Genomic DNA, 19,994 nt, shown 5'->3' with positions numbered 1-19,994 from the left:
ACCGCGTGGTAGCGAACGTTAGGGTGGGAGTCTATGACGAACAATACGACCGACGGCGTCCGACATTTCCGGACGGCAGTCGTGCCGGCGGCAGGAATGGGTACCCGGTTTCTCCCGGCGACCAAGACCGTGCCGAAGGAACTCCTTCCGGTCGTGGACACCCCGGGCATCGAACTCGTGGCCGGGGAGGCTGCCGATTCCGGTGCCGAACGGTTGCTGATCGTCACGTCCCCCGGCAAGGACGGCGTGGTCGCGCACTTCGTCGAGGATCTCGTGCTCGAGTCGAAGCTCGAGGAGAAGGGCAAGTACGAACTGCTCGCCAAGGTCCGCAAGGCTCCGGGCCTGCTCGAGGTCCAGTCCGTCGTCCAGGAACAGCCGCTCGGCCTCGGCCACGCCGTCGCCTGCGCGGAGAAGGCCCTCGACCCCGACGAGGACGCGATCGCGGTGCTGCTGCCCGACGACCTCGTGCTGCCCGTCGGCGTCCTCGAAACGATGCAGCGGGTGCGCGCCAAGCGCGGCGGCTCGGTGCTGTGCGCGATCGACGTGCCCAAGGAACAGATCAGCGCGTACGGCGTGTTCGACGTCGAGGTCGTGCCCGACGCCACGAACCCCGACGTGCTCAAGGTCCTCGGCATGGTCGAGAAGCCGGCCGTCGAGGACGCGCCGTCGACGTTCGCCGCCGCCGGCCGCTACCTGCTCGATCGCGCGATCTTCGACGCCCTGCGCCGCATCACACCCGGCGCCGGCGGCGAACTCCAGCTGACCGACGCGATTGCCCTGCTCATCGAGGAAGGGCACCCCGTGCACGTCGTCGTGCACCGCGGCACTCGACACGATCTCGGAAATCCCGGGGGCTACCTGCGCGCTGCGGTTGACTCTGCGTTGAACACCGAGGAATACGGTCCGTCTTTGCGTGAATGGCTCATCGAGCGCCTCGAGCGCTGACGGTCCACGGGTCGCGGCTGGAGGACGAGAGACGCTATGCGGTCGGTTGAGGAACAGCAGGCACGGGTCACGGCGGCAGCCGTCGCACCCAGGCCGGTTCGGGTGGCGATCTCCGAGGCGCAGGGCCTGCTCTGCGCCGAGGAAGTGGTCACCGAACGGCCGCTGCCGGGCTTCGACCAGGCCGCGATCGACGGATACGCGGTGCGCAGCGTCGACGTGCAGGATGCCGGGGTCACCGCCACCGAGGAGGACGGTGAACCGGCGGCCGAGCTGAGCCTGCCCGTCGTCGGGGAGGTTCGCGCCGGCTCGCGCCAGCCCATCCGGCTGCAACCCCGGCAGGCGGTGCGTGTCGACACCGGCGCACCGCTGCCCACCCTGGCCGACGCGGTGCTCCCGCTCGAGTTCACCGACGGCGGCACCGCCCGCATCAAGGTGCACAAGGCGGTCCGCAGCGGCGACTACGTGCGCCGCACCGGCGACGACGTGCAACCCGGGGACGTCGCGGTCCGCGCCGGGACCATCATCGGGTCGGCGCAGGTCGGCCTGCTCGCCGCGGTCGGACGCGACAAGGTGCTCGTGCACCCGCGACCGCGGTTGTCGGTCATCTCCGTCGGTGGCGAACTGGTCGACGTGGACCGCACGCCCGGACCGGGACAGGTGTACGACGTGAACTCGTACGCGCTGGCCGCCGCCGCGCGGGATGCGGGCGCCGACGTCAACCGTGTCGGCATCGTCGGCACCGACCCGAAGACGCTGCGCGAGGTCGTCGAGGGACAGCTGATCCGCTCGGAGATCGTCGTGATCGCGGGGGCGGTCGGCGGCGGTGCCCTCGAGGACGTGCGCGAAGCGCTGTCCGAACTCGGCCCACTCGAAGTGGACCGTGTCGCAATGCATCCCGGGTCCGTGCAGGGCTTCGGTCAGCTCGGCCGCGACGAGGTGCCCACATTCCTGTTGCCCGCCAACCCCGTCGGCGCGCTCGTCGTGTTCGAAGTGATGGTGCGGCCGCTGATCCGCATCGCACTCGGCCGTCGGCACCCGATGCGGCGGGTCGTCCCGGCACGCACGGTCTCGCCGATCACGTCCATCCCGGGCCGGAAGGGATTCCTGCGCGGCCAGCTGATGCGCGACGAGGCGACCGGCGACTACCTGGTGCAGGCGCTCGGTGGGGCGGCGGGCGCGTCGTCGCATCTGCTCGCCACGCTCGCCGAGGCGAACTGCCTGGTGTTGATCGATCCCGATGTCTCCGAGGTTCGCACCGGCGACCCCGTCGACGTGGCGTTCCTCGGGCAGCGCGGTTGATCGGGGCTCATCCGGGCTGGCCGGCGGATCTGGGTCCGTTGCGGGTCCGCGGCGGTCTGGTGACGGTGCGGTCCGTGCGGTTGCGCGACGCTGCCGCGTGGAGCCGGCTGCGGATCGCCGACCGCAATCACCTCGAACCGTGGGAGCCGACGGGCGATGCGCCGTGGGATGCGCGGCACCACATCTCGGTGTGGCCCGGGATGTACCGGAGTCTGCGTGCCGAGGCCCGCAAGGGGCACATGCTGCCGATGGCCATCGAACTCGACGGACAGTTCTGCGGGCAGCTCACCGTCGGCAACATCGTCCGCGGCGCTCTGCGGTCCGCCTGGATCGGTTACTGGGTCAGCAAGGACGTCAACGGGATGGGTGTCGCGACCGCGGCGGTCGCGCTGGGGCTCGACCACTGCTTCGGCCCGGTGGGTCTGCACCGTGTGGAGGCGACCGTGCGCCCGGAGAACGCGGCGAGCCGCGCGGTGCTCAGCAACGTCGGATTCCGTGAGGAAGGGCTGCTGCGGCGCTATCTCGACGTGCACGGCGCCTTCCGCGACCACCTGCTGGTCGCGATGACCGTCGAGGAGGTGCCGGGTTCGGTGTCGGACCGGCTCGTCCGGAGCGGTCGCGCCAGCTGGGCGTGAATCGGCGGATCACTATATCCACCTGTAACGGAGATTACGGTCATACCGCGTAGTAATACCCATGCGGACATATATTCGTGTGACTAGAGTGAAGGAAGTGTCACATGATTCGGCGTGACTCGTGTTGCAGTAGTTATCACATGAGTCCGGCGTTTCTGTCGGGGTGACCGAGCGGATGCCATTAGCCTGACTAGGTCAGTGGCGTCGACAGGCTGGTAGGCGACAACTGGGAGGAGGGCCGCCGGTATGCCGAACTCGCTCCTGTGGATCGGACTCGTTGCCGTGTGGCTGTTCGTCCTGGTGCCGATGCTGGTCACGAAGCGCCCCCGTATCCGCCAGACGACCGACGCCGCGCTCGCTACGCGTGTACTGCACCGTGGTGACGACGACCCGATCACCCCGCGTGGTCCGGCCGCCGGTCACCGCAGCGACCCGAACTGGCGTCCCAGTCGCGACCGTCGCCGCGCACCGCTGGCAGCCGGTCGGGTGGACCGCCCCGCGGAGGACAGCATGGACACTCAGGAACTCGTCGATCTCGACGAGCGGCCACCCGAAGAAGCCGATCGAGCTCCCGCCCGCGAGTTCGTGCCCGCACGTCGCGGTCGCGGCGGCTTCGATCCGCACGCCGACGCGGTCGCCCGGGCGGCGCGGTACGAGTTCCGGCAGCGCGCCGTGCTCGGACTGCTGTTCGCGGCGATCATGACCGCGGCGCTCGCCCTCATCGCCTCGCCGGCCCTGTGGTGGCTGTGCGCGCTGGCGACGGCTGCGCTGATCGGCTACCTGTTCTACCTGCGCCGGCAGGTGCGGCTCGAGCAGGAGATCCGTCGTCGCCGTATGGCCCGTCTCGCGCGGTCGCGGCTCGGCGTCGAATCGCGCAGCGACGAGGAACTGCGCCTGATCCCGTCGCGGCTGCGGCGCCCCGGTGCCGTCGTCCTCGAGGTGGACGACGAGGACCCGGTCTTCGAACATCTCGACACTTACGCCGACGAGGTCGACACCCACGAACCTCGCGAACCCCGCGAGGAGTCGGACTACGAAGTGCGCCGCGCGTCCGGTCAGTGACCGCGTCGGCCCGTGACGACATGGGCCACCAGGGGTGCCGACACCGTTCCGTCCGCCTCCACGTACCGGGCCAGTTCGGTCCTCACGTCGCGGCGGATGGCCTCGCGGGTTACAGGTTCGATCCGCTCGGCGAGCGGGCTCCCGTCGATTTCCGTGTCCACGAACGTCTCCGGTGACGAGAAGCGGGCGGTGCCGGTGTGTGTCGTGCACCGGTCGACGCTCGCGCCCGCCTCGCCGACCAGCGCAGTCAGTTCGTCGCGGTCACCGCAACTCCAGTAGGTGTTCAGCAGCGACACCGCGTCGGGACCGGCGTGACGCGCCGCCACCTCGACGAGCAGCCGGTAGGCGGGCTGATCCGGCAGGGCCGCCGGCACGCACACGGTGAATCCGCGTGCGACGCGGTTCATCTCGGTCAGTGCTCGCCGACGGTCGGGGAAGAACATCAGCGCCATCTGGCACAGCGCGGCGTCGAACGTGTCGTCGGGAAACGGCAGTGCGCCGGCGTCGCCGAGGCACCACCCGAGGTCGGGACGGATGCGCCGGGCCACCGCGAGCATGCCGGCGTTCAGGTCGAGGCCGACGGCCCGGCCGTGCGGTCCGACCCGGTCGGCGGCTACGCGGGCCACCACCCCCGTCCCGCAGGCGACATCGAGGATCCGCTGACCCTCGGCGACCGCGGCCTGTTCGACGACGAGTGGAGCCCACTGGGCGAACAGCGCCGGCACGAATCGGGATTCGTAGACTTCGGCGGCATCGGACGAGACCTGGAACGTTTCACGCCTGGTCATGTCCTTCATCCTTGTCGCTGTTACCGCATTTGACCAGGCGATTTCGTGCATGGGCAATCGGTTTGCTAGAGTTTGCGAGCGGTTCCGAGAGGGACCGATGGGGCTGTGGCGCAGTTGGTAGCGCGCTTCGTTCGCATCGAAGAGGTCAGGGGTTCGATTCCCCTCAGCTCCACCATCTCGACGAGGTTTCAACCCTGCGCCCGATACGGGCGCAGGGTTTCTTCGTATTCGGCCCAGTCGGACCGGTGCGATGTATTTGCCCGGAACGGCGGATATCGTGCGCCGCTGTCTCGACCGGGGTGTACTGGGTGGCACCCGAGACCCCGATCGAGGAGGACGCGTCGTGAGGCCCATAACCGTTGTCGTCTCCGTGCCGGTCACCGATCTGACGCGCACGCTGCGGTTCTACCGCGACGGACTGGGGCTCGAGACGCCGGGCATCGACGAGGGGATCATCCCGATCGAGTTGCCGAACCTCTCACTGTTCCTGATCGAACGGCAGGAGTACGCGCTGTACGCCGTCCGCGGAGGCGTCGAGGACGGCGGACAGCCGGTGCCGGGTACCTGCATCTTCTCCTGCGCGATCGCCGACAAGGAGGAAGTGGACCGAACCATCGAGCGGGCGCGAGAGGCCGGCGGCTCGGTGCCCGGCCCCGCCGAGGAGCAGGACGGCTCGTACACCGGATACGTCGCCGACCCCGACGGCCACCTGTGGGAACTCGTCTGGAACGCGCAGACCGAAGCCGCTGCCGCCGAGTAGTCCCGGCCTCGCGCTCGGCGTCCCGATCCGTGACCGCCGGCTGGACCGTTATCGCAACGGCATCCGATCCGGTGGCAGGTCACAACGAAATTGGGAAGACTGGGTGACATGGAACACAGAATGAGTGACGACGAACTTCGGCGTGCGATTCGGGTGCTCCGCGAGCGCGCCGAGACAGCACGGCACGAGAACCGAACAGACGACGCCGAGCAGATCGAGGAAACGATCCGCCAGTACCAGGAGGAGATGGCGCAGCGTCTCTGACGGCCACCGCGCACCTCACCGGATGTCCACGTGTTCCGGGCGGAAGCGGTGGTCGTAGTACCACAGGAAGGTGTTGCGGTACCCCCACGCCGCGATGCGGCGGCACGACCCGTAGACGACCGCCCCGCGGCGCTTGCCGTATTCCGAGGTCAGCGTGCGCACCCTGCCGTGCAGGGCCTTGTCCTCGTGCTCGTCCTCGATGCGGGTGCGCGGAAACCCGCCGGCGGCCTCGTACAGCTCCGCGGTGATCGCCATGTTGCAGCCCGGGGTGAGGATGTACGGCCCGTGGAACTGCGGGCCGCGAAAGTCGGGGTTCAGCTTGCCGAGGTAGGTACCGAGCACGAACATCGTGCGCATCCCGAGCATCTGTGACCACGACAGCCCCTCGTCGGTGCGGGGACGCATCCGGCCGGCGATCATCCGCAGTCCCGCGTCGAACCCCGCGGTGAGTTCCGCGGTCCAGTTCGTATCGGGGAGGCAGTCGGCGTCGGTCCGCGCGAGGCGGGTCGCGCCGCGTGCCGCGGCGAAACGCATCCCGGTGTCGGCAGCCGCCCCGGTGCCCTTCTCCGGTTCCTCGACGACCTCGACGGACATGTCGGGATGGGCGGCGGAGAACTCCCGTACCCGCTGCACCGTGCGGTCGGTGGACATGTTGTCCACGACGACGACGTCGAAGTCCCGGTACCGTTGCGCGGCCAGCGCGCTCAGCGTCTGCCCTATGCGGGCTTCCTCGTCGAGGGCCGGGATCACCACGCACAGATCGGCCACGCCACTTCCCGAACGGTTATCCGTCATCGGATGTCCCCCTCATCGGATGTCCCCCCTTGTCACCGGATGTCCACCGCCTCCGGCCGGAACCGATGCTCGGCGTACCAGCGCAGCGTGTTGCGGATTCCCCAGGCGGAGAACCGTCGCGTGGACATGCGGACGCGGACCGAGCGGCGCAGACCGTAGTCGGTGGTCAGGGTGCGCACCCGGTTGTGCAGGTACCGGTCCTCGTGCTCGTCCTGGATCCGGGTGCGCGGAAAGCCCCCCGCGGCCTCGTACAGCTCCGCGGTGATCGCCATGTTGCATCCGGGTGTGAGGACGTAGGTTCCGAGGAACTGCGGGCCGCGGTTGATCCTCCGGACCTTGGCGACGAGCGATCCGATCTCGATGACGATGCGCATGAGCACCAGCCGGGCGGGGGACAGGCCCTCGTCGGTGCGGGGCAGCAGTTGTCCCGCGATGCTGCGCAGGCCGCCGTCGAAGGCCGCCTCGATCTGCTCGGTCCAGTCGGGTTCGGGCACGCAGTCCGCGTCGGTCCGTGCCAGCCGCACGGCCCCCGCCTCGATGGCGTAGCGCATGCCGGTGTCCGCGGCGGCTCCGGTGCCCTTCTGCGGTTCGTGGATCAGGGTGAGGTCCAGGTCCGGGTGTGCGGAGGCGAATTCGTCGACGATCTCGACGGTGGAGTCGGTCGAGCCGTTGTCGACGACGACCACGCGGAACTCGCGATTGCGCTGGTGCCGGAGTGCGGTGAGGGTGGCTGTGATGCCGGGGGCCTCGTTGTAGGCCGGGATCACAACCCACAGGTCTGACGCCATGTGGCCGTCCTCGGATGGCAGGGGCGAAGGTGGGCCCAGGCTACCGGCGCCGGGGGCGAATTCAGGACGAAATGGCGGAATGCGCCTCTCTGCTCTTGGAAAGCCGCGTACCGTCCTCGAGAGCCGGGTCCGGATTTGCAGGGGGAAGGGGCTCCGATGGTCGCACTGACCATGGAATCGACCGGTCTGCCGCACCCACGGTGGCGGGTGCCGATACTGGGGGACGTGCTCGTGGTGTCACCGCACCGAGCCATCCAGGATTCCTGGACGATGAGTCGCCGGCTCGGGCCGATCTTCGAGCGACGCGCCCTCGGGCACCGCTTCGTCCTGGTGTCGGGAGTCGACCTGGTCGCCGAGCTGTCCGACGAGACGCGATTCGCCAAGCACGTCGCGCCGGGTGTGGAGGCGCTACGCGGGATCGGTGGCGACGCACTGTTCACCGCCTACAACCACGAAAAGAACTGGGCCCGTGCCCATGCGCTGCTGACGCCGGCGTTCACCCGGTCGGCGATGCGCAGCTATCACGCGGTGATGTGCGATGTCGCGTCCGACCTGGTCGGGTACTGGAACCGGAGCGCCGGCCGGCCGGTCGACGTGGTCGAGGACATGATCAAGGTCGCGTTCGAGACCGTGGGGCGGGCAGGACTCGGGCACTCGTTCGGCTCGTTCGACCGTGCCAGTGCCCATCCCGCACGCGCGGCGATGGCCCGGAGCCTCGTTCATGCTCAGCGCCGGACGCTGCGGAACGTCCCGGGGCTGCGCCGCATCGCCTACGGGTTCGCGGATCGCAGGAACGCCGCCGATCTGGCGTTCCTGCACGACTCGATCGACGAGATCATTCGCGCGCGAGTCCGGTCCGGTCCCGCGCCGGACACCGATCTGCTCGAGATCATGCTCGACGCGGCCCGCCGGGACGACCCGAACCGCCTGGACCGCGACAACATCCGCTACCAGGCGCTGACGTTCCTGCTCGCCGGGCACGAGACCACCGCCGCTCTGCTCGCGTTCGCGTTGCACTATCTCTCGCAGGATCCGGAGTTGTATGCGTCGGCCCGTGCCGAGGTCGACGCGGTGTGGGGCAGCGGGACCCCCGAATTCGAGCAGGTGCCCAAGCTGAGGTTGCTCCGACGGATCGTCGACGAGACACTGCGGTTGTGGCCCCCGGTTCCGGCGTTCGCCCGCGAGGCTCGCACCGACACCGTGCTCGGCGGCCGGTACAGCATGCAGGCCGGCGACTGGGTCGTGGTTCTCGTGCTTGCGCTGCACCGTGATCCGGTGTGGGGCGACGACCCCGACCGATTCGATCCGGACCGGTTTCTTCCCGATCGGATCCGGCTGCGCCCACCGCACGTCTACAAGCCGTTCGGCACCGGTGCCCGGGCCTGTATCGGACGGCAATTCGCAGTGCACGAAGCAGTTCTCGTGCTCGGCACGATCCTGCGCGAGTACGACCTCGTGCCCGATCCCGGCTATCGGCTGCGCATCCACGAACGGCTCAGTCTCTCGCCCGCGGGCCTCTCGCTGACGCCGCGCCCACGGCGTCCGAGCGGTCCTGCGTAGCGCTCGGGGGTCACGTAGGCTGGCGACTCCGCACCTTCGTGACTGAGGAGACGAGTTGGGGATCAAGTCGTTCAAGGGGGCACTGACCGTCGTCACCGGTGCTGCGAGCGGTATCGGCAGGGCGGTCGCGATCGCCGCCGCGGACGAGGGCGCTCGTCTGTTGCTCACCGACATCGACGAGGCGGGCCTCGACGACGTGGTGGCGCTCATCGGTTCCCGCGGCGGAGAGGTCCTGCACCACAGCGCCTTCGACATCACGGATTTCGAGGCCGTGCGGGCCTTCGCCGACGAGGTCCACGAGCGGTTCGGCAGCGTCGACGTCGTGATGAACATCGCCGGCACGTCGGTGTGGGGCACCGTCGAAAACCTCGAGCACCGGCACTGGAAGAAGATGGTCGACGTCAATCTGATGGGGCCCATCCACGTCATCGAGTGCTTCGTACCGTCGATGATCGAGGCGGGCCGTGGCGGGCAGCTGGTCAACGTGTCCTCCGCGGCCGGACTGCTCGCGCTTCCGTGGCACGCCGCGTACAGCGCCGCGAAGTTCGGGGTGCGCGGTGTCTCCGAGGTGTTGCGCCACGACCTGAAACGGCACCGGATCGGGGTGAGCCTCGTGGTGCCCGGTGCGGTGCGCACGCCCCTCGTCGACGCCGCCGAGATCGCCGGGTTCGACCGCAAGGATCCGCGCATCCAGGCATTCACCCGCAGGTTCTCGGCGCACGGGATCACCCCGGAGCTGGCGGCGAAGCGGATCCTCGCCGGTGTCAAGCGCAACCGATTCCTCGTCTACACGTCGTTCGACATCCGGTTCGGCTACTGGTGGGCCCGCAAGTTCGCGCCCCCGTACGAGTACACGATGCAGAAGGCCAACGACTACTTCAGCAAGGTGCTGCTGCCGCCGGTGTGAGCGGCCGGGCGCTTCGCGCCCCGTGTGCCTTTGTGGCGCCTCCCACCGCCACAACGGCACACCGGGTCTAGCTCGTCGTGTGCCGCGTGAGTTGTGCGTGCAGATGATGGGTCAGCGGCGTCGAGTCGTGCGCCATCCACAGGTCGTAGGTGAGGGTGTCGCCGTCGAGGACGAACCGGCGGCGCAGCTCGTGCACGGGCTTCGCGTCCGGTGACCGCTCGAGATGCACGGCGGTGAAATCGAGGACGCCGTGCGTGAGCCGCGACCGCTGGATCTCGACGAAGCCGGTGGGCTGCGACACCAGAAGTTCCACTTCGTGACCACTGCGGCGCAGGTAGCCGTTCTCGGTGTGCAGCGGGCGCCCGTCGTCGCGGGCACGGGTGCGGCTGACGTACATCAGGAACGGTTTTCCGGGAATCGACGTGAACTCGATCGTCTCGTCGTAGGCGAAGTCGTCGATGGTGGGGTAGTGGCCGTCGCCGCCGCCGACCCATCGGCCGGCGAACGGTGCAAGTTCGCCGAGCGGGTCCGAATCCGTCACGTGTGGTGCTCCTCGCTCGCGTATGGGCACGTCGATCCTCCCACCCGCCGGGCAGCGGCACTACCGTTGACGCATGAATGCGCAGTTGTGTGTCGATTCCGAGGTCGGGGCCCTCACGACGGTCCTGCTGCACCGGCCCGGTGCGGAACTCGAGCGGCTGACGCCCCGCAACAACGACCAGTTGCTGTTCGACGCGTTGCCGTGGGTGGCGCGCGCCCAGGAGGAACACGACGCCTTCGCCGAGCTGCTGCGCAGCCGTGGGGTCGAGGTGCTGCTGCTCGCAGATCTGCTCCGCGAAACCCTCGAGGTCAGCGGCGCCGCGCGCATCCAGGGGATTTCCTCGGCCGTCGACCCGCGCAGGCTCGGGCACGCGCTCGCGCAGGACCTGGCCGCGCACCTGCGGACGCTGCCGGCCCCGGAACTGACCCGGATTCTGGTCGCGGGAATGACGTTCGACGAACTGCCCGAAACCGGCACGGCCGGCCCGCCGTCGCTGGTGCGGCTCATGCACCACGGCGGCGACTTCGTGATCGATCCCCTGCCGAATCTGCTGTTCACCCGCGACTCGTCGTTCTGGATCGGGCCGCGCGTCGCGATCCCGACGCTCGCGCTGCCCGCCCGTCGGCGCGAGGCCTCGCTCACCGACCTCATCTACGCGTTCCACCCACGGTTCCTCGGGGTGCGCCGCGCCTACGAATCGCACACCGCGCCCGTCGAAGGCGGCGACGTGCTGCTGCTCGCGCCGGGGGTCATCGCCGTCGGCGTGGGGGAGCGCACCTCACCGGCCGGTGCGGAAGCATTGGCGCGCAGTGTGTTCGAGGACGGCCTGGCACACACGGTGCTGGCGGTGCCGATCGCGCAGCAGCGGGCGTCGATGCACCTGGACACCGTGTGCACGATGGTCGACATCGACGCGGTCGTCATGTATCCGGCGATCCGGGACACGCTCGAGGCCTTCACGATCCGCCGGGACGACGGCGACGCCCGCATCGACGGGCCGCGACCGTTCCTCGAGGCCGCGGCCGAGGCGATGGGTATCGACAAGCTCCGTGTCATCGACACCGGCCTGGACTCGGTCGTCGCCGAACGGGAACAGTGGGACGACGGCAACAACACCCTCGCGGTCGCGCCGGGAGTGGTCGTCGCGTACGAGCGGAACGTCGAGACGAACGCGCGGCTCGAGGCAGCGGGTATCGAGGTGCTGCGGATCGCCGGGTCGGAACTGGGATCGGGCCGGGGCGGGCCGCGGTGCATGTCGTGCCCGCTCGCACGGGCCGTGCTCTGACCCTCCGCCCCTTTACTTCTTCCGAGCGAATGTATCGCTCGTCTCCTTCAACCGACCGAGCGATACATTCGCTCGGGAAGAGGGGGCGGGCGCTCGGGAAAAGGAGGTGGGCGCTCGGGAAAGGGGGCGGGTGCGCTCGGGAAAAGGGGCGGGTGATTGAAACCGCGTCGGGTGGGTATCTGGGTGGGATGAAACAGCTCGACGCGGTCCTCGAGGCGCCGTTCGCGGCGGCCTCGGCGGTGCGGCACGCGCGCATCTTCCATCCGCACGGCGTTCTCGCTCGGGGGCACGCCGAGCTGGTGTCGAGCTGGTGGCCGACGCAGGGGCAGGTGCCGGTCACTGTCCGGTTGTCCCGCGGAATCGGGCTTCCCGCAATGCTTCCCGACTTCCTCGGCGTGGCGGTGCGGCTGCACCTGAGCGTCGGGCTGTGGGACATCCTGCTGGTCACCGCACACGGGCGTGTGCCCGTGCTGTTGTCGCCGGCGCGGAGCTGGTCGGGCGCCCACTACAGCAGCGTCACCGCGTTCCGCACGCGCGAGCACCCGGATCTGCGATGGGTGGTGGCGGAACCGGAAGCCGGGCTCCCGGAGTCGGCGGATGCGGACGCGCTGGCCGACAGCGGCACGTTGCGCTTCGGGTTGTCGCTGAAATCTGCGGGAGGCGAGGTGGCACCCGCCGGGCAGCTCGTCGTGGAGACACTGCCGGGTGACGGTGAGCGACCCGCGTTCGATCCGGTGCTCAACTGCCCGGCCGAGGTGGACATGTGGCCGGGGTGGATCGCTGCGGCGCGCCGGGCCGCGTACCGGGGCAGCCGGGCGGGCCGGCACGCACAGTCCGAGTAGAACGACGCGTAGTCCGAGAAGAACGCCCACGTCTCCGGCCGGAGACGTGGGCGCGTGCCGTCAGAGGATCTCGCGGACCTTGTCGACCGGGCGCGCGAGCACGGTGCCCTTGTCGGTGACGACGATCGGCCGCTCGATGAGGATCGGGTTGTCGACCATCGCATCGATCAGTTCGTCCTCGGACGCGTCGGCGAGGTTCAGTTCGGTGAACAGCGCTTCCTTCCGGCGGATCGCCTCGCTGGGCTTCAGGCCCGCATCGTCGAGCAGCTTGCGCAGGCCGTCGCGGGACGGCGGGGTCTCGAGGTACTTGACGATGGTCGGTTCGAGGCCGGCCTCCTGGAGGACCTTCAAGGTGTTGCGGGACGTGCTGCAGCGCGGGTTGTGGTAGATCGTCGCGGTCTTGGCCATGGCCGTTATTGTGCCGCGTGCCGCATCGGGCGTCCCTGCAATGCTTGCCGTGTTCGCCGTCACCCGTGGCATGTCCCGTTTGAAGGTTGCCCGCCCGCCCCCTACGATTTTCCGCCGTCAATACATGCGTAATGCCGATTGGGAGGAGCCGGGTACATGCTCAAGGGGTTCAGGGATTTCCTGCTGCGTGGGAACGTGGTGGAACTGGCGGTCGCCGTCGTCGTCGGTGCCGCGTTCACCGCGATCGTCACCGCGTTCACCAACAACATCGTCAACCCGCTCGTCGCGGCGGTCGGTGGTGCCAACGAGTACGGCTGGGGATTCCAGATCACTTCCAGCCCTGAGACTTTCATCAACATCGGTGCGGTCGTCACCGCGGTGATCAACTTCGTGATCATCGCCGCGGTCGTGTACTTCGTGCTCATCGTCCCGGTCAACGCCGCGAAGAACCGTTTCGCTCCGCCGAAGGAGTCCGAGGACAAGCCGCTGAGCGAGACGGACCTGCTCATCCAGATCCGCGACCTGCTCGAGAAGGGCACGTACGCGAAGGGTTCGGACGACGACGATCACGACAAGGCGCGTGTCTGATCGGTCACACTCCATACGCACTTCCCACCGGCCCCGGGCAGCATGCCCGGGGCCGGTGCGTTGTGCGCTGGTACATTGCTCGCGTGCTCGACATCGCCATCGACCAGAGCTCTCAGACCCCACCGTTCGAACAGTTGCGCCGTCGCATCGTCGAGCTGGTCCGCCGCGACGAACTGATCGCCGGCACCAAACTCCCGACCGTGCGCGCTCTCGCCGAGCATCTCGGGATCGCGCCGAACACCGTCGCGAAGACCTATCGGGAACTCGAACAGGCCGGGGTCCTCGAGACGCGCGGGCGCGCGGGCACGTTCGTCGCGACGGCCGCGTCGGGTGATCCGACGCTCACCCTCGCCCAGCGCGCGACCACCGCCTACGTCGCGGAGTTGCGGGCCCTCGGCATGTCGGACGACGAGATCCTCGAGTTCGTGGTCGCCGCGGTCCGCGGAGCCTGACACCTCCCGAGTGTCCGATTCGTTCCCCGAGTCGGAAACGACCGGTTCGGGAGGACCTTTCCCGGTCGCAGGTGCTTGCGCCGCACCCGTTCGAGGGCGAGCGTTGATCCATGGCCGTGCCTGCGGATCGAACCGGTTCGACTGCTGCGCCCGGGACGCCCCGGCCGCAGACACCACCCGGCGTCGGCCCACCCGGTCCGGCGTCACCCGCGGCGGACCGGGACCGGCGACCCTCGACGGACCGCGTCGTGTTCGGTGTCGCCGCGGCCCTGGTCGTCGCGATCGTCGTGTGGGGCCTGACCGCCCCCGAGAACCTGAACACGGTGACCGGCCGGGTACTGGACTGGCTCGTCGTGGACCTCGGCTGGCTGTTCGTCCTCACCGCCAGCGGATTCGTGATCTTCGCGCTGTGGCTCGCGATGAGCAGGTACGGGACGATTCCGCTCGGCAAGGACGGCGAGAAGCCCGAGTTCCGCACGGTGAGCTGGATCGCGATGATGTTCAGCGCCGGCATGGGCATCGGCCTGATGTTCTACGGGGTCGCCGAACCGCTCTCGCACTTCGTGACGCCGCCGCCCCGCAGCGCCGGTGGCGCCGGACCGGCGATGGCCACGACCATGTTCCACTGGAGTCTGCACCCGTGGTCGATCTACGCGGTCGTGGGTCTGTCGATCGCGTACGGCACCTACCGCAAAGGCCGGAAGCAGCTGATCAGCTCGGCGTTCGTGCCGCTGCTCGGCAGCCGCGCGGAGGGCCCGCTCGGCAAGGTCATCGACATCCTCGCGCTGTACGCGACGTTGTTCGGCACCGCCGCCTCGCTCGGGCTCGGAGCCCTGCAGATCGGTTCCGGATTCGAGGTCACGGGCTGGATGGAGGAGACCGGCGTCCTGCTGCTCGTCGCGATCGTCGCGATCCTGACGTGCGCGTTCATCGCCTCGGCGGTGTCCGGCGTCGCCAAGGGCATCCAGTGGCTGTCGAACATCAACATGGTGCTGGCGCTGAGCCTCGCGCTGTTCGTGTTCGTGCTGGGGCCGACGGTGCTGATCCTCAACCTGATCCCGACGACCCTCGGCGCCTACGCCTCGGACCTGGCTCGCATGTCCGCACGCACTGCCGCCTCGAGCGCCGAAGCGGGCGAATGGCTTTCGTCGTGGACGATCTTCTACTGGGCGTGGTGGATCTCGTGGACCCCGTTCGTCGGCATGTTCCTGGCCCGCATCAGCCGGGGCCGGACCATCCGCCAGTTCGTCGTCGGTGTCATCATCGTGCCCAGCATCGTGAGCCTGTTGTGGTTCGCGGTGTTCGGCGGGGCGGCCATCGGCCAGCAGCAGGACGGCCACGACATCGCCGGCGCAGGCAGCCTCGAGGGGCAGTTGTTCGGGATGCTCGGCAACCTGCCGCTCGTCGGGGTGTCGACGTTCGTCGTGATGCTGCTCGTCGCGATCTTCTTCGTCTCGGGTGCCGATGCCGCGTCGATGGTGATGGGCACCCTCACCCAACGCGGGACGCTCTCGCCCGGCCGATGGATCGTCGTGTTCTGGGGCGCGCTCACCGGCGGGGTGGCCGCGCTACTGCTGTGGACCGGCGGGTCGGAAGCGCTCGGTGCTCTCCAGACCATGACGATCATCGCCGCGGCACCGTTCGTGGTCGTCATGGTCGGGTTGTGCATCTCCCTCTACCGTGACCTGTCGCGAGATCCGCTCCTCGGCGGGCGCCGGCCGACGCTGCGGCGCACCGGATGACCGCCGTCCCGGACCGTATCGCGTTCGCGGTCGAGGCGATGGCCCCGCGTCCCGGCATGCGGGTGCTCGAGATCGGATGCGGGGGAGGAGTGGCCGTGTCGCTGGTGCACGAGCGCATCGGCCCCGACGGCACGATCCTCGGGGTGGACGGTTCGGCGACGCAGATCGACCGCGCGCGTCGGCGCAACGAGGCGGCGGCCGGGGTCGAGTTGCGGGTGGCCCGGTTCCCGGACGTCGATGGCGGTCCGTTCGACCTGATCTTCGCGATCGATGTGCCCGCTTTCCGTTCCGGCGACCCGGCCGTGCCCGCCGCAGCGGCCGCGCTGCTGCGCCCCGGCGGTGAACTGTGGGTGTTCGACGAACCCCCGCCGGGCACCGCGACCGGACCGATCTCGATGCGGATCAGCGCCCTGCTGTCGGAGGCGGGATTCGCGATCGTCGACATGGTCGAGCGGGGCCGGACCGTGGGGGTCCTTGCGGCGCCGCCGGAGTCGGTCGAGAAAGGTTGATCGTTCACCGTGCGCCGCCGTGGCCGGTGCGCGACAGTGATGATCATGAAGTCGGCAGCACCCCGGCTCTTGTCGGCCTTCGAAGCCCTGATCGGTGTCGACCTACCCGTCCGTGTCCGCTGCTGGGACGGGTCCGAGGCCGGCCCGCCCGACGCGGCCGCGCGTGTCGTCGTGAACCGCCGTCGCGCCCTGCGTCGCATGCTGTGGGCGCCCAACGAACTCGGCCTGACCCGCGCCTACATCTCCGGTGATCTCGACGTCGACGATCTGTTCCCCCTGCTAGGCATCCCGGAAGTGGTCGACCGGATCGGGGACCATCGGCTCGCCGGCCTGCGCCCCCGCACCCTCGCGCGTGCCGCGGCGACTCTTGTGCGGCTCGGCGCGGTCGGGCCGCCGCCGCGACCACCCGCCGTCGAGATCCGCCGCCGCCGGGGGATCCGGCACAGCCGCGACCGCGACTCGCTCGTGGTGTCGCACCACTACGACGTCGGCAACGACTTCTACCGGCTGTTCCTCGGCTCGACCATGGTCTATTCGTGCGGCTACTGGGTGGACGACGACGCCCGGCTGGACACCGCACAGCGCGACAAGTGCGATCTGGTGTGCCGCAAGCTGGGACTTGCTCCGGGGATGCGGCTGCTCGACGTCGGCTGTGGCTGGGGTTCGCTGGCGATGCACGCCGCCCGCGACTACGGGGTCGACGTGGTCGGGGTGACGCTCAGCCGCGAACAGCGCGACCTGGCGACGAAACGGATCGCCGAGGCCGGATTGTCCGATCGGATCGAGATCCGGTTGCAGGACTACCGCGACATCGACGACGGTCCCTTCGACGCGATCGCGAGCGTCGGCATGTCCGAGCACGTGGGGCTGGTGAACCTGCCGCTGTACGCGGCGGAGTTGCACGCCCTGCTGCGGCCCGGTGGCCGGTTGCTCAACCACGCGATCGCGCGGGTGCGGTCGTTGCCGGACAGGCCCGGTCGTGCCCCGTCGTTCATCGACCACTACATCTTCCCGGACGGAGAGGTGCTGCCGCTCGGTAAGACGATCGACGCCTTCGAACGAGCCGGACTCGAGGTGCGCGACAGCGAATCGCTGCGCGAACACTATGCGCTGACCCTGCGCGCCTGGGTGTCGAACCTGCTCGGATCGTGGGACGAGGCGGTGCGGCTGGCCGGTGAGGAACGGGCCCGCACCTGGCTGCTGTACCTGACGGCGAGCGCCCTCGGGTTCGAAGCACCGAACCGGCTCACCGTCCATCAGGTCCTCGCGGTGCGTCCCACCGCGGACGGCGCCAGCGGGATGCCGCGTACCCGCGATCGGTGGCTCCGCGGCACGCGCGCCGCCACCTGATTGTCGGACCCTCGCAGTACCGTGACGCTGCCCGCGGTTTCACTGCGAGAGGAGATGTTCGTGAACGACATCGGCCACTTCGACGAATCGGTCGAGCTCGCCTGGGCCAGGTTCCGGACCCAGATGGCCGGGAGCATCGCCGAGCTGCCCCTCGGCGACGGTCTGGAGCTACGCGCGGACACGGCGCTGACACCGGCCGCGGGGGTGCGGATCGAGAACCGCCCCGGTCTCGGGGTCGGCGCCCGCATCCTCGCCCCGCCGTGGGAGTGCGGGTCGTCCGCGCCGCGACGGTGCCCGCCCGACACGCCGTCGACGATCGGCGACCCAGATGCCGTCGCGTCCTGGGTGGTGGGCGTGCTGCGCGACCGGTGGGACGTTATCGAACCGGCGTTCGTGCAGGTCGGACCGTATCCGGGTGTCGACGGCGGGCAATGGTACGACGAGCTGCGCAGCCGCGTGGGCGACGCGCTCGCCCACGTGCTGGGCCGGCCCGCCAGCATCGACGCCGACGGCGACTTCGTGCTGGTGCTCGACTCGCAGGTGATCTTCGTGATCGTCGACCGCACCGTTCCCGCGGTGCGGGTGTGGATCCCGCTGCTGCACCGGATCGCCGATCGGACCGGCGCCGCGCACTGGGTCGACGGGTTGCGCGGCGGGCCGAGCGTGCGCGCGCTGGTCGTCGAGGACCGGCTGGTCGGGACCGGGGAGATCCCGGCGGCGCCGTTCGACCCGGCCCACCTGGAGGAGCGGATCGATGCGATGCGCCGGCTCATGCCTGCGGTGGCCCGCAGGGTCGCCACGAACTTCGGGGGCATCCACTACACCGAGGACGATCGCCGGCCCGGCACACCGGACACGGCGTTGTTCGACGACTGGTACTGAGCAAACCGGTATCGGGCGGACCGGTACCGGGCGCGGTCAGCGCCAGCTCGGCAGCCACAGCTGGTCGTGCCACTCCTCGACCGTGATCGGAAGCGCCGTCAGGATCGGCCACAACCACACGAAGTTCGCGACCACCAGACCCACGTACAGGCACACGACGAGCAGACCCGTCGAGCGTCTTTCCCGCGACGCCCGGGCCGGGCCGAGCACGTCCCCGAGCACGAGCGCCACGCCCATCACCAGGAACGGCGCCAACGGCACCGCATAGAAGTAGTACATCTGCCGGTCGAGGGTCGCGAACCAGGGCAGCAGTGCCGCGCCGTAGCCGGTGAACACGGCCGCCCACCGCCAGTCGCGTCGCACCACGATCTGCCACAGCCCCCACGCGACCATCGCCAGCGACACCCACCACAGGGCGGGCGTGCCGATCAGCATCACGGCCTTGACGCATTGTTCCTCGCCGCACCCGCGGATGCGGTCGCCCTCGGCGAAGTAGTACAGCATCGGCCGCAGGCCCATCGGCCACGTCCACGGCTTCGACTCCCACGGATGGTGGTTGCCCGCCGAATTGGTCAGTCCGGAGTGGAACTCGAGCACGTTCGCGCTGTAGTACCACAGCGACCGCAGCGAATCCGGCACGAACGAGAACGGGCCGTCGGTGCCGATCTTCGTGCCCACCGCGTGCCGGTCCACCCCCGTTTCACTGGCGAACCACGCCCAGTAGCTCGCCAGATACACACCCAGTGGGATCAGCACCAGCGCGTACAGCGCCGGACCGATATCGCGCAGCGCGGTGCCCACCCACGGCCGCCGCACCCCGTAGGCGCGGCGCGCGGCGACGTCGAACGCCACCGACATCAACCCGAAGAACGCGATGAAATAGACCCCGGACCACTTGGTGCCGACGGCCAGGCCCAGCAGCACACCCGCGCCGAACCGCCACCAGCGGACCCCGAGCCGCGGACCCCAGGTGCTGACCCCGATACGGTCCTCCGCGGCCACCCGCGCCATGCGGGCACGCACGTCGTCGCGGTCCACGATCAGGCAACCGAACGCACCGACGACGAACATCGCCTGGAAGACGTCGAGCATCCCCATCCGGGACGAGACGAACGTGACCCCGTCGACGACGAGCAGCACCCCGGCGAGCGCGCCGAGCAGTGTCGACCGGGTCAGCCGCCGCACGATGCGCACCACCAGCAGCACCAGGATCGTGCCGGCGACCGCCGACGAGAACCGCCAGCCCCACCCGTTGTAACCGAACAGGGCCTCGCCGAGCGCGATGAGCTGTTTCCCGACCGGTGGATGCACCACCAGTCCGTAGCCGGGGTTGTCCTCGATCCAGCCGCCGGTGAGCACCTGCCAGCCCTGCGGCACGTAGTGCTTCTCGTCGAACACCGGCGTCTTCGCGTCGGTGGGGTAGTGGAGCATCGCGAACCGGGTGATCGCGGCGAGCGCGGTGACGAACAGGGTCACCACCCAGCCGCGGGCGCGGTCGGTGGGACCCGGATCGACCGGGGGCACCAGCGGCCCGGGACTCAGCAGGCGACGGTCGGGGGCCTCGGCGGGGCGCTCGTCCGTCACGGTCACGG

22 protein-coding genes and 1 tRNA gene are annotated in these 19,994 nt (G+C 69.4%); 17 read left to right on the top strand and 6 right to left on the bottom strand.

Going from position 1 to position 19,994, the window contains the following annotated elements; all coding sequences use genetic code 11:
• Window positions 1–33 precede the first annotated feature (33 nt).
• The 4 genes from ACWDTS_RS23805 (at window position 34) to sepX (ending at window position 3,941) form a co-directional block, all read left to right on the top strand.
• Window positions 34–945, top strand: coding sequence for a UTP--glucose-1-phosphate uridylyltransferase (locus ACWDTS_RS23805; RefSeq protein ID WP_450110585.1), 912 nt, complete (start codon window positions 34–36; stop codon window positions 943–945).
• 36 nt (window positions 946–981) lie between these two features.
• A complete protein-coding gene (gene glp, locus ACWDTS_RS23800) occupies window positions 982–2,244 on the top strand; it encodes a molybdotransferase-like divisome protein Glp (protein WP_450110584.1) in 1,263 nt (420 codons plus the stop codon).
• Window positions 2,244–2,879 (top strand): GNAT family N-acetyltransferase, encoded by a 636-nt coding sequence (locus tag ACWDTS_RS23795; RefSeq protein ID WP_248675979.1) that lies wholly within the window; start codon window positions 2,244–2,246, stop codon window positions 2,877–2,879. Before glp ends, ACWDTS_RS23795 begins: the two co-directional genes overlap by 1 nt.
• A gap of 246 nt (window positions 2,880–3,125) precedes the next feature.
• A complete protein-coding gene (gene sepX / locus ACWDTS_RS23790) occupies window positions 3,126–3,941 on the top strand; it encodes a divisome protein SepX/GlpR (protein WP_450110583.1) in 816 nt (271 codons plus the stop codon).
• Here sepX and ACWDTS_RS23785 read toward each other — a convergent pair.
• Window positions 3,935–4,729 (bottom strand): methyltransferase domain-containing protein, encoded by a 795-nt coding sequence (locus tag ACWDTS_RS23785; RefSeq protein ID WP_450110582.1) that lies wholly within the window; start codon window positions 4,727–4,729, stop codon window positions 3,935–3,937. The two genes, sepX and ACWDTS_RS23785, sit on opposite strands and share 7 nt — an antisense overlap.
• A 99-nt stretch (window positions 4,730–4,828) precedes the next feature.
• Here ACWDTS_RS23785 and ACWDTS_RS23780 point away from each other — a divergent pair.
• From ACWDTS_RS23780 to ACWDTS_RS23770, 3 genes are all read left to right on the top strand, one after another.
• Window positions 4,829–4,904: transfer RNA gene (locus tag ACWDTS_RS23780), tRNA-Ala, on the top strand.
• A 168-nt stretch (window positions 4,905–5,072) separates the two neighbouring features.
• Window positions 5,073–5,489 (top strand): VOC family protein, encoded by a 417-nt coding sequence (locus ACWDTS_RS23775; RefSeq protein WP_197252444.1) that lies wholly within the window; start codon window positions 5,073–5,075, stop codon window positions 5,487–5,489.
• Window positions 5,490–5,609: 120 nt separating this feature from the next.
• Window positions 5,610–5,753: a hypothetical protein gene (locus tag ACWDTS_RS23770; protein ID WP_197252478.1), complete on the top strand. Its 144-nt coding sequence runs from the start codon at window positions 5,610–5,612 to the stop codon at window positions 5,751–5,753.
• 15 nt (window positions 5,754–5,768) lie between these two features.
• Here ACWDTS_RS23770 and ACWDTS_RS23765 read toward each other — a convergent pair whose 3' ends face one another.
• A complete protein-coding gene (locus ACWDTS_RS23765) occupies window positions 5,769–6,548 on the bottom strand; it encodes a glycosyltransferase (protein WP_450119146.1) in 780 nt (259 codons plus the stop codon).
• 32 nt (window positions 6,549–6,580) lie between these two features.
• Window positions 6,581–7,336 (bottom strand): glycosyltransferase, encoded by a 756-nt coding sequence (locus ACWDTS_RS23760; RefSeq protein WP_450119145.1) that lies wholly within the window; start codon window positions 7,334–7,336, stop codon window positions 6,581–6,583.
• A gap of 156 nt (window positions 7,337–7,492) precedes the next feature.
• On the opposite strand from ACWDTS_RS23760, the gene ACWDTS_RS23755 reads away from it, so the two are divergent.
• Window positions 7,493–8,896 (top strand): cytochrome P450, encoded by a 1,404-nt coding sequence (locus ACWDTS_RS23755; protein ID WP_450110578.1) that lies wholly within the window; start codon window positions 7,493–7,495, stop codon window positions 8,894–8,896.
• 55 nt (window positions 8,897–8,951) lie between these two features.
• A complete protein-coding gene (locus ACWDTS_RS23750) occupies window positions 8,952–9,803 on the top strand; it encodes an SDR family oxidoreductase (protein ID WP_197251647.1) in 852 nt (283 codons plus the stop codon).
• Between the two features lie 67 nt (window positions 9,804–9,870).
• On the opposite strand, the gene ACWDTS_RS23745 is transcribed toward ACWDTS_RS23750, so the two are convergent.
• Complete coding sequence (locus ACWDTS_RS23745; protein ID WP_248675977.1) at window positions 9,871–10,344, bottom strand: FABP family protein; 474 nt, start codon at window positions 10,342–10,344, stop codon at window positions 9,871–9,873.
• 73 nt (window positions 10,345–10,417) lie between these two features.
• Between ACWDTS_RS23745 and arcA the strand changes: the two genes are divergently transcribed.
• Window positions 10,418–11,629: an arginine deiminase gene (gene arcA, locus ACWDTS_RS23740; RefSeq protein ID WP_450110576.1), complete on the top strand. Its 1,212-nt coding sequence runs from the start codon at window positions 10,418–10,420 to the stop codon at window positions 11,627–11,629.
• Between the two features lie 152 nt (window positions 11,630–11,781).
• On the top strand, window positions 11,782–12,471 hold the full coding sequence (locus tag ACWDTS_RS23735) for a phosphodiesterase (RefSeq protein WP_450119144.1): 690 nt from the start codon (window positions 11,782–11,784) through the stop codon (window positions 12,469–12,471).
• A 60-nt stretch (window positions 12,472–12,531) separates the two neighbouring features.
• Here ACWDTS_RS23735 and arsC read toward each other — a convergent pair whose 3' ends face one another.
• Window positions 12,532–12,879 carry an arsenate reductase (glutaredoxin) gene (gene arsC, locus ACWDTS_RS23730; RefSeq protein ID WP_420750878.1) on the bottom strand — a complete coding sequence of 116 codons (348 nt, stop codon included), beginning with the start codon at window positions 12,877–12,879 and terminating at the stop codon, window positions 12,532–12,534.
• A 156-nt stretch (window positions 12,880–13,035) separates the two neighbouring features.
• Between arsC and mscL the strand changes: the two genes are divergently transcribed.
• The 6 genes from mscL to ACWDTS_RS23700 all read left to right on the top strand — a co-directional run bounded on the left by mscL (window position 13,036) and on the right by ACWDTS_RS23700 (window position 18,402).
• Window positions 13,036–13,467, top strand: a complete 432-nt coding sequence (mscL, locus tag ACWDTS_RS23725; RefSeq protein WP_197250008.1) for a large conductance mechanosensitive channel protein MscL — start codon at window positions 13,036–13,038, stop codon at window positions 13,465–13,467.
• An 83-nt stretch (window positions 13,468–13,550) separates the two neighbouring features.
• The gene (locus tag ACWDTS_RS23720) at window positions 13,551–13,919 is read left to right on the top strand and encodes a GntR family transcriptional regulator (RefSeq protein ID WP_197250009.1); all 369 of its coding nucleotides are present in this window, start codon (window positions 13,551–13,553) and stop codon (window positions 13,917–13,919) included.
• Between the two features lie 110 nt (window positions 13,920–14,029).
• Entirely contained in the window at window positions 14,030–15,661 is a 1,632-nt protein-coding gene (locus ACWDTS_RS23715; RefSeq protein WP_450110574.1) for a BCCT family transporter, read from the top strand.
• Window positions 15,658–16,170 (top strand): class I SAM-dependent methyltransferase, encoded by a 513-nt coding sequence (locus ACWDTS_RS23710; protein WP_197250011.1) that lies wholly within the window; start codon window positions 15,658–15,660, stop codon window positions 16,168–16,170. The genes ACWDTS_RS23715 and ACWDTS_RS23710 overlap by 4 nt, the downstream gene beginning before the upstream one ends.
• 45 nt (window positions 16,171–16,215) lie before the next feature.
• Complete coding sequence (locus tag ACWDTS_RS23705) at window positions 16,216–17,520, top strand: class I SAM-dependent methyltransferase (protein ID WP_450119143.1); 1,305 nt, start codon at window positions 16,216–16,218, stop codon at window positions 17,518–17,520.
• A gap of 60 nt (window positions 17,521–17,580) precedes the next feature.
• Entirely contained in the window at window positions 17,581–18,402 is an 822-nt protein-coding gene (locus ACWDTS_RS23700; RefSeq protein WP_450119142.1) for a T3SS (YopN, CesT) and YbjN peptide-binding chaperone 1, read from the top strand.
• Window positions 18,403–18,438: 36 nt separating this feature from the next.
• Here ACWDTS_RS23700 and ACWDTS_RS23695 read toward each other — a convergent pair whose 3' ends face one another.
• Window positions 18,439–19,992, bottom strand: coding sequence for a dolichyl-phosphate-mannose--protein mannosyltransferase (locus tag ACWDTS_RS23695; protein ID WP_450119141.1), 1,554 nt, complete (start codon window positions 19,990–19,992; stop codon window positions 18,439–18,441).
• Between the last annotated feature and the right edge of the window lie 2 nt (window positions 19,993–19,994).

It is taken from the genome of Rhodococcus sp. NPDC003383, assembly GCF_053589115.1.
Note: the sequence above shows the minus strand (reverse complement) of the source record. Positions and strands in the feature narration are given on the sequence as shown.

Bases quoted from the DNA above. Each gene is read 5' to 3' on its own strand.
- ACWDTS_RS23805 (WP_450110585.1), top strand. From the start codon at position 34: ATGACGAACAATACGACCGACGGCGTCCGACATTTCCGGACGGCAGTC.
- glp (WP_450110584.1), top strand. From the start codon at position 982: ATGCGGTCGGTTGAGGAACAGCAGGCACGGGTCACGGCGGCAGCCGTC.
- sepX (WP_450110583.1), top strand. From the start codon at position 3,126: ATGCCGAACTCGCTCCTGTGGATCGGACTCGTTGCCGTGTGGCTGTTC.
- ACWDTS_RS23785 (WP_450110582.1), bottom strand. From the start codon at position 4,729: ATGACCAGGCGTGAAACGTTCCAGGTCTCGTCCGATGCCGCCGAAGTC.
- ACWDTS_RS23770 (WP_197252478.1), top strand. From the start codon at position 5,610: ATGAGTGACGACGAACTTCGGCGTGCGATTCGGGTGCTCCGCGAGCGC.
- ACWDTS_RS23765 (WP_450119146.1), bottom strand. From the start codon at position 6,548: ATGACGGATAACCGTTCGGGAAGTGGCGTGGCCGATCTGTGCGTGGTG.
- ACWDTS_RS23760 (WP_450119145.1), bottom strand. From the start codon at position 7,336: ATGGCGTCAGACCTGTGGGTTGTGATCCCGGCCTACAACGAGGCCCCC.
- ACWDTS_RS23755 (WP_450110578.1), top strand. From the start codon at position 7,493: ATGGTCGCACTGACCATGGAATCGACCGGTCTGCCGCACCCACGGTGG.
- arcA (WP_450110576.1), top strand. From the start codon at position 10,418: ATGAATGCGCAGTTGTGTGTCGATTCCGAGGTCGGGGCCCTCACGACG.
- arsC (WP_420750878.1), bottom strand. From the start codon at position 12,879: ATGGCCAAGACCGCGACGATCTACCACAACCCGCGCTGCAGCACGTCC.
- mscL (WP_197250008.1), top strand. From the start codon at position 13,036: ATGCTCAAGGGGTTCAGGGATTTCCTGCTGCGTGGGAACGTGGTGGAA.
- ACWDTS_RS23715 (WP_450110574.1), top strand. From the start codon at position 14,030: ATGGCCGTGCCTGCGGATCGAACCGGTTCGACTGCTGCGCCCGGGACG.
- ACWDTS_RS23710 (WP_197250011.1), top strand. From the start codon at position 15,658: ATGACCGCCGTCCCGGACCGTATCGCGTTCGCGGTCGAGGCGATGGCC.
- ACWDTS_RS23705 (WP_450119143.1), top strand. From the start codon at position 16,216: ATGAAGTCGGCAGCACCCCGGCTCTTGTCGGCCTTCGAAGCCCTGATC.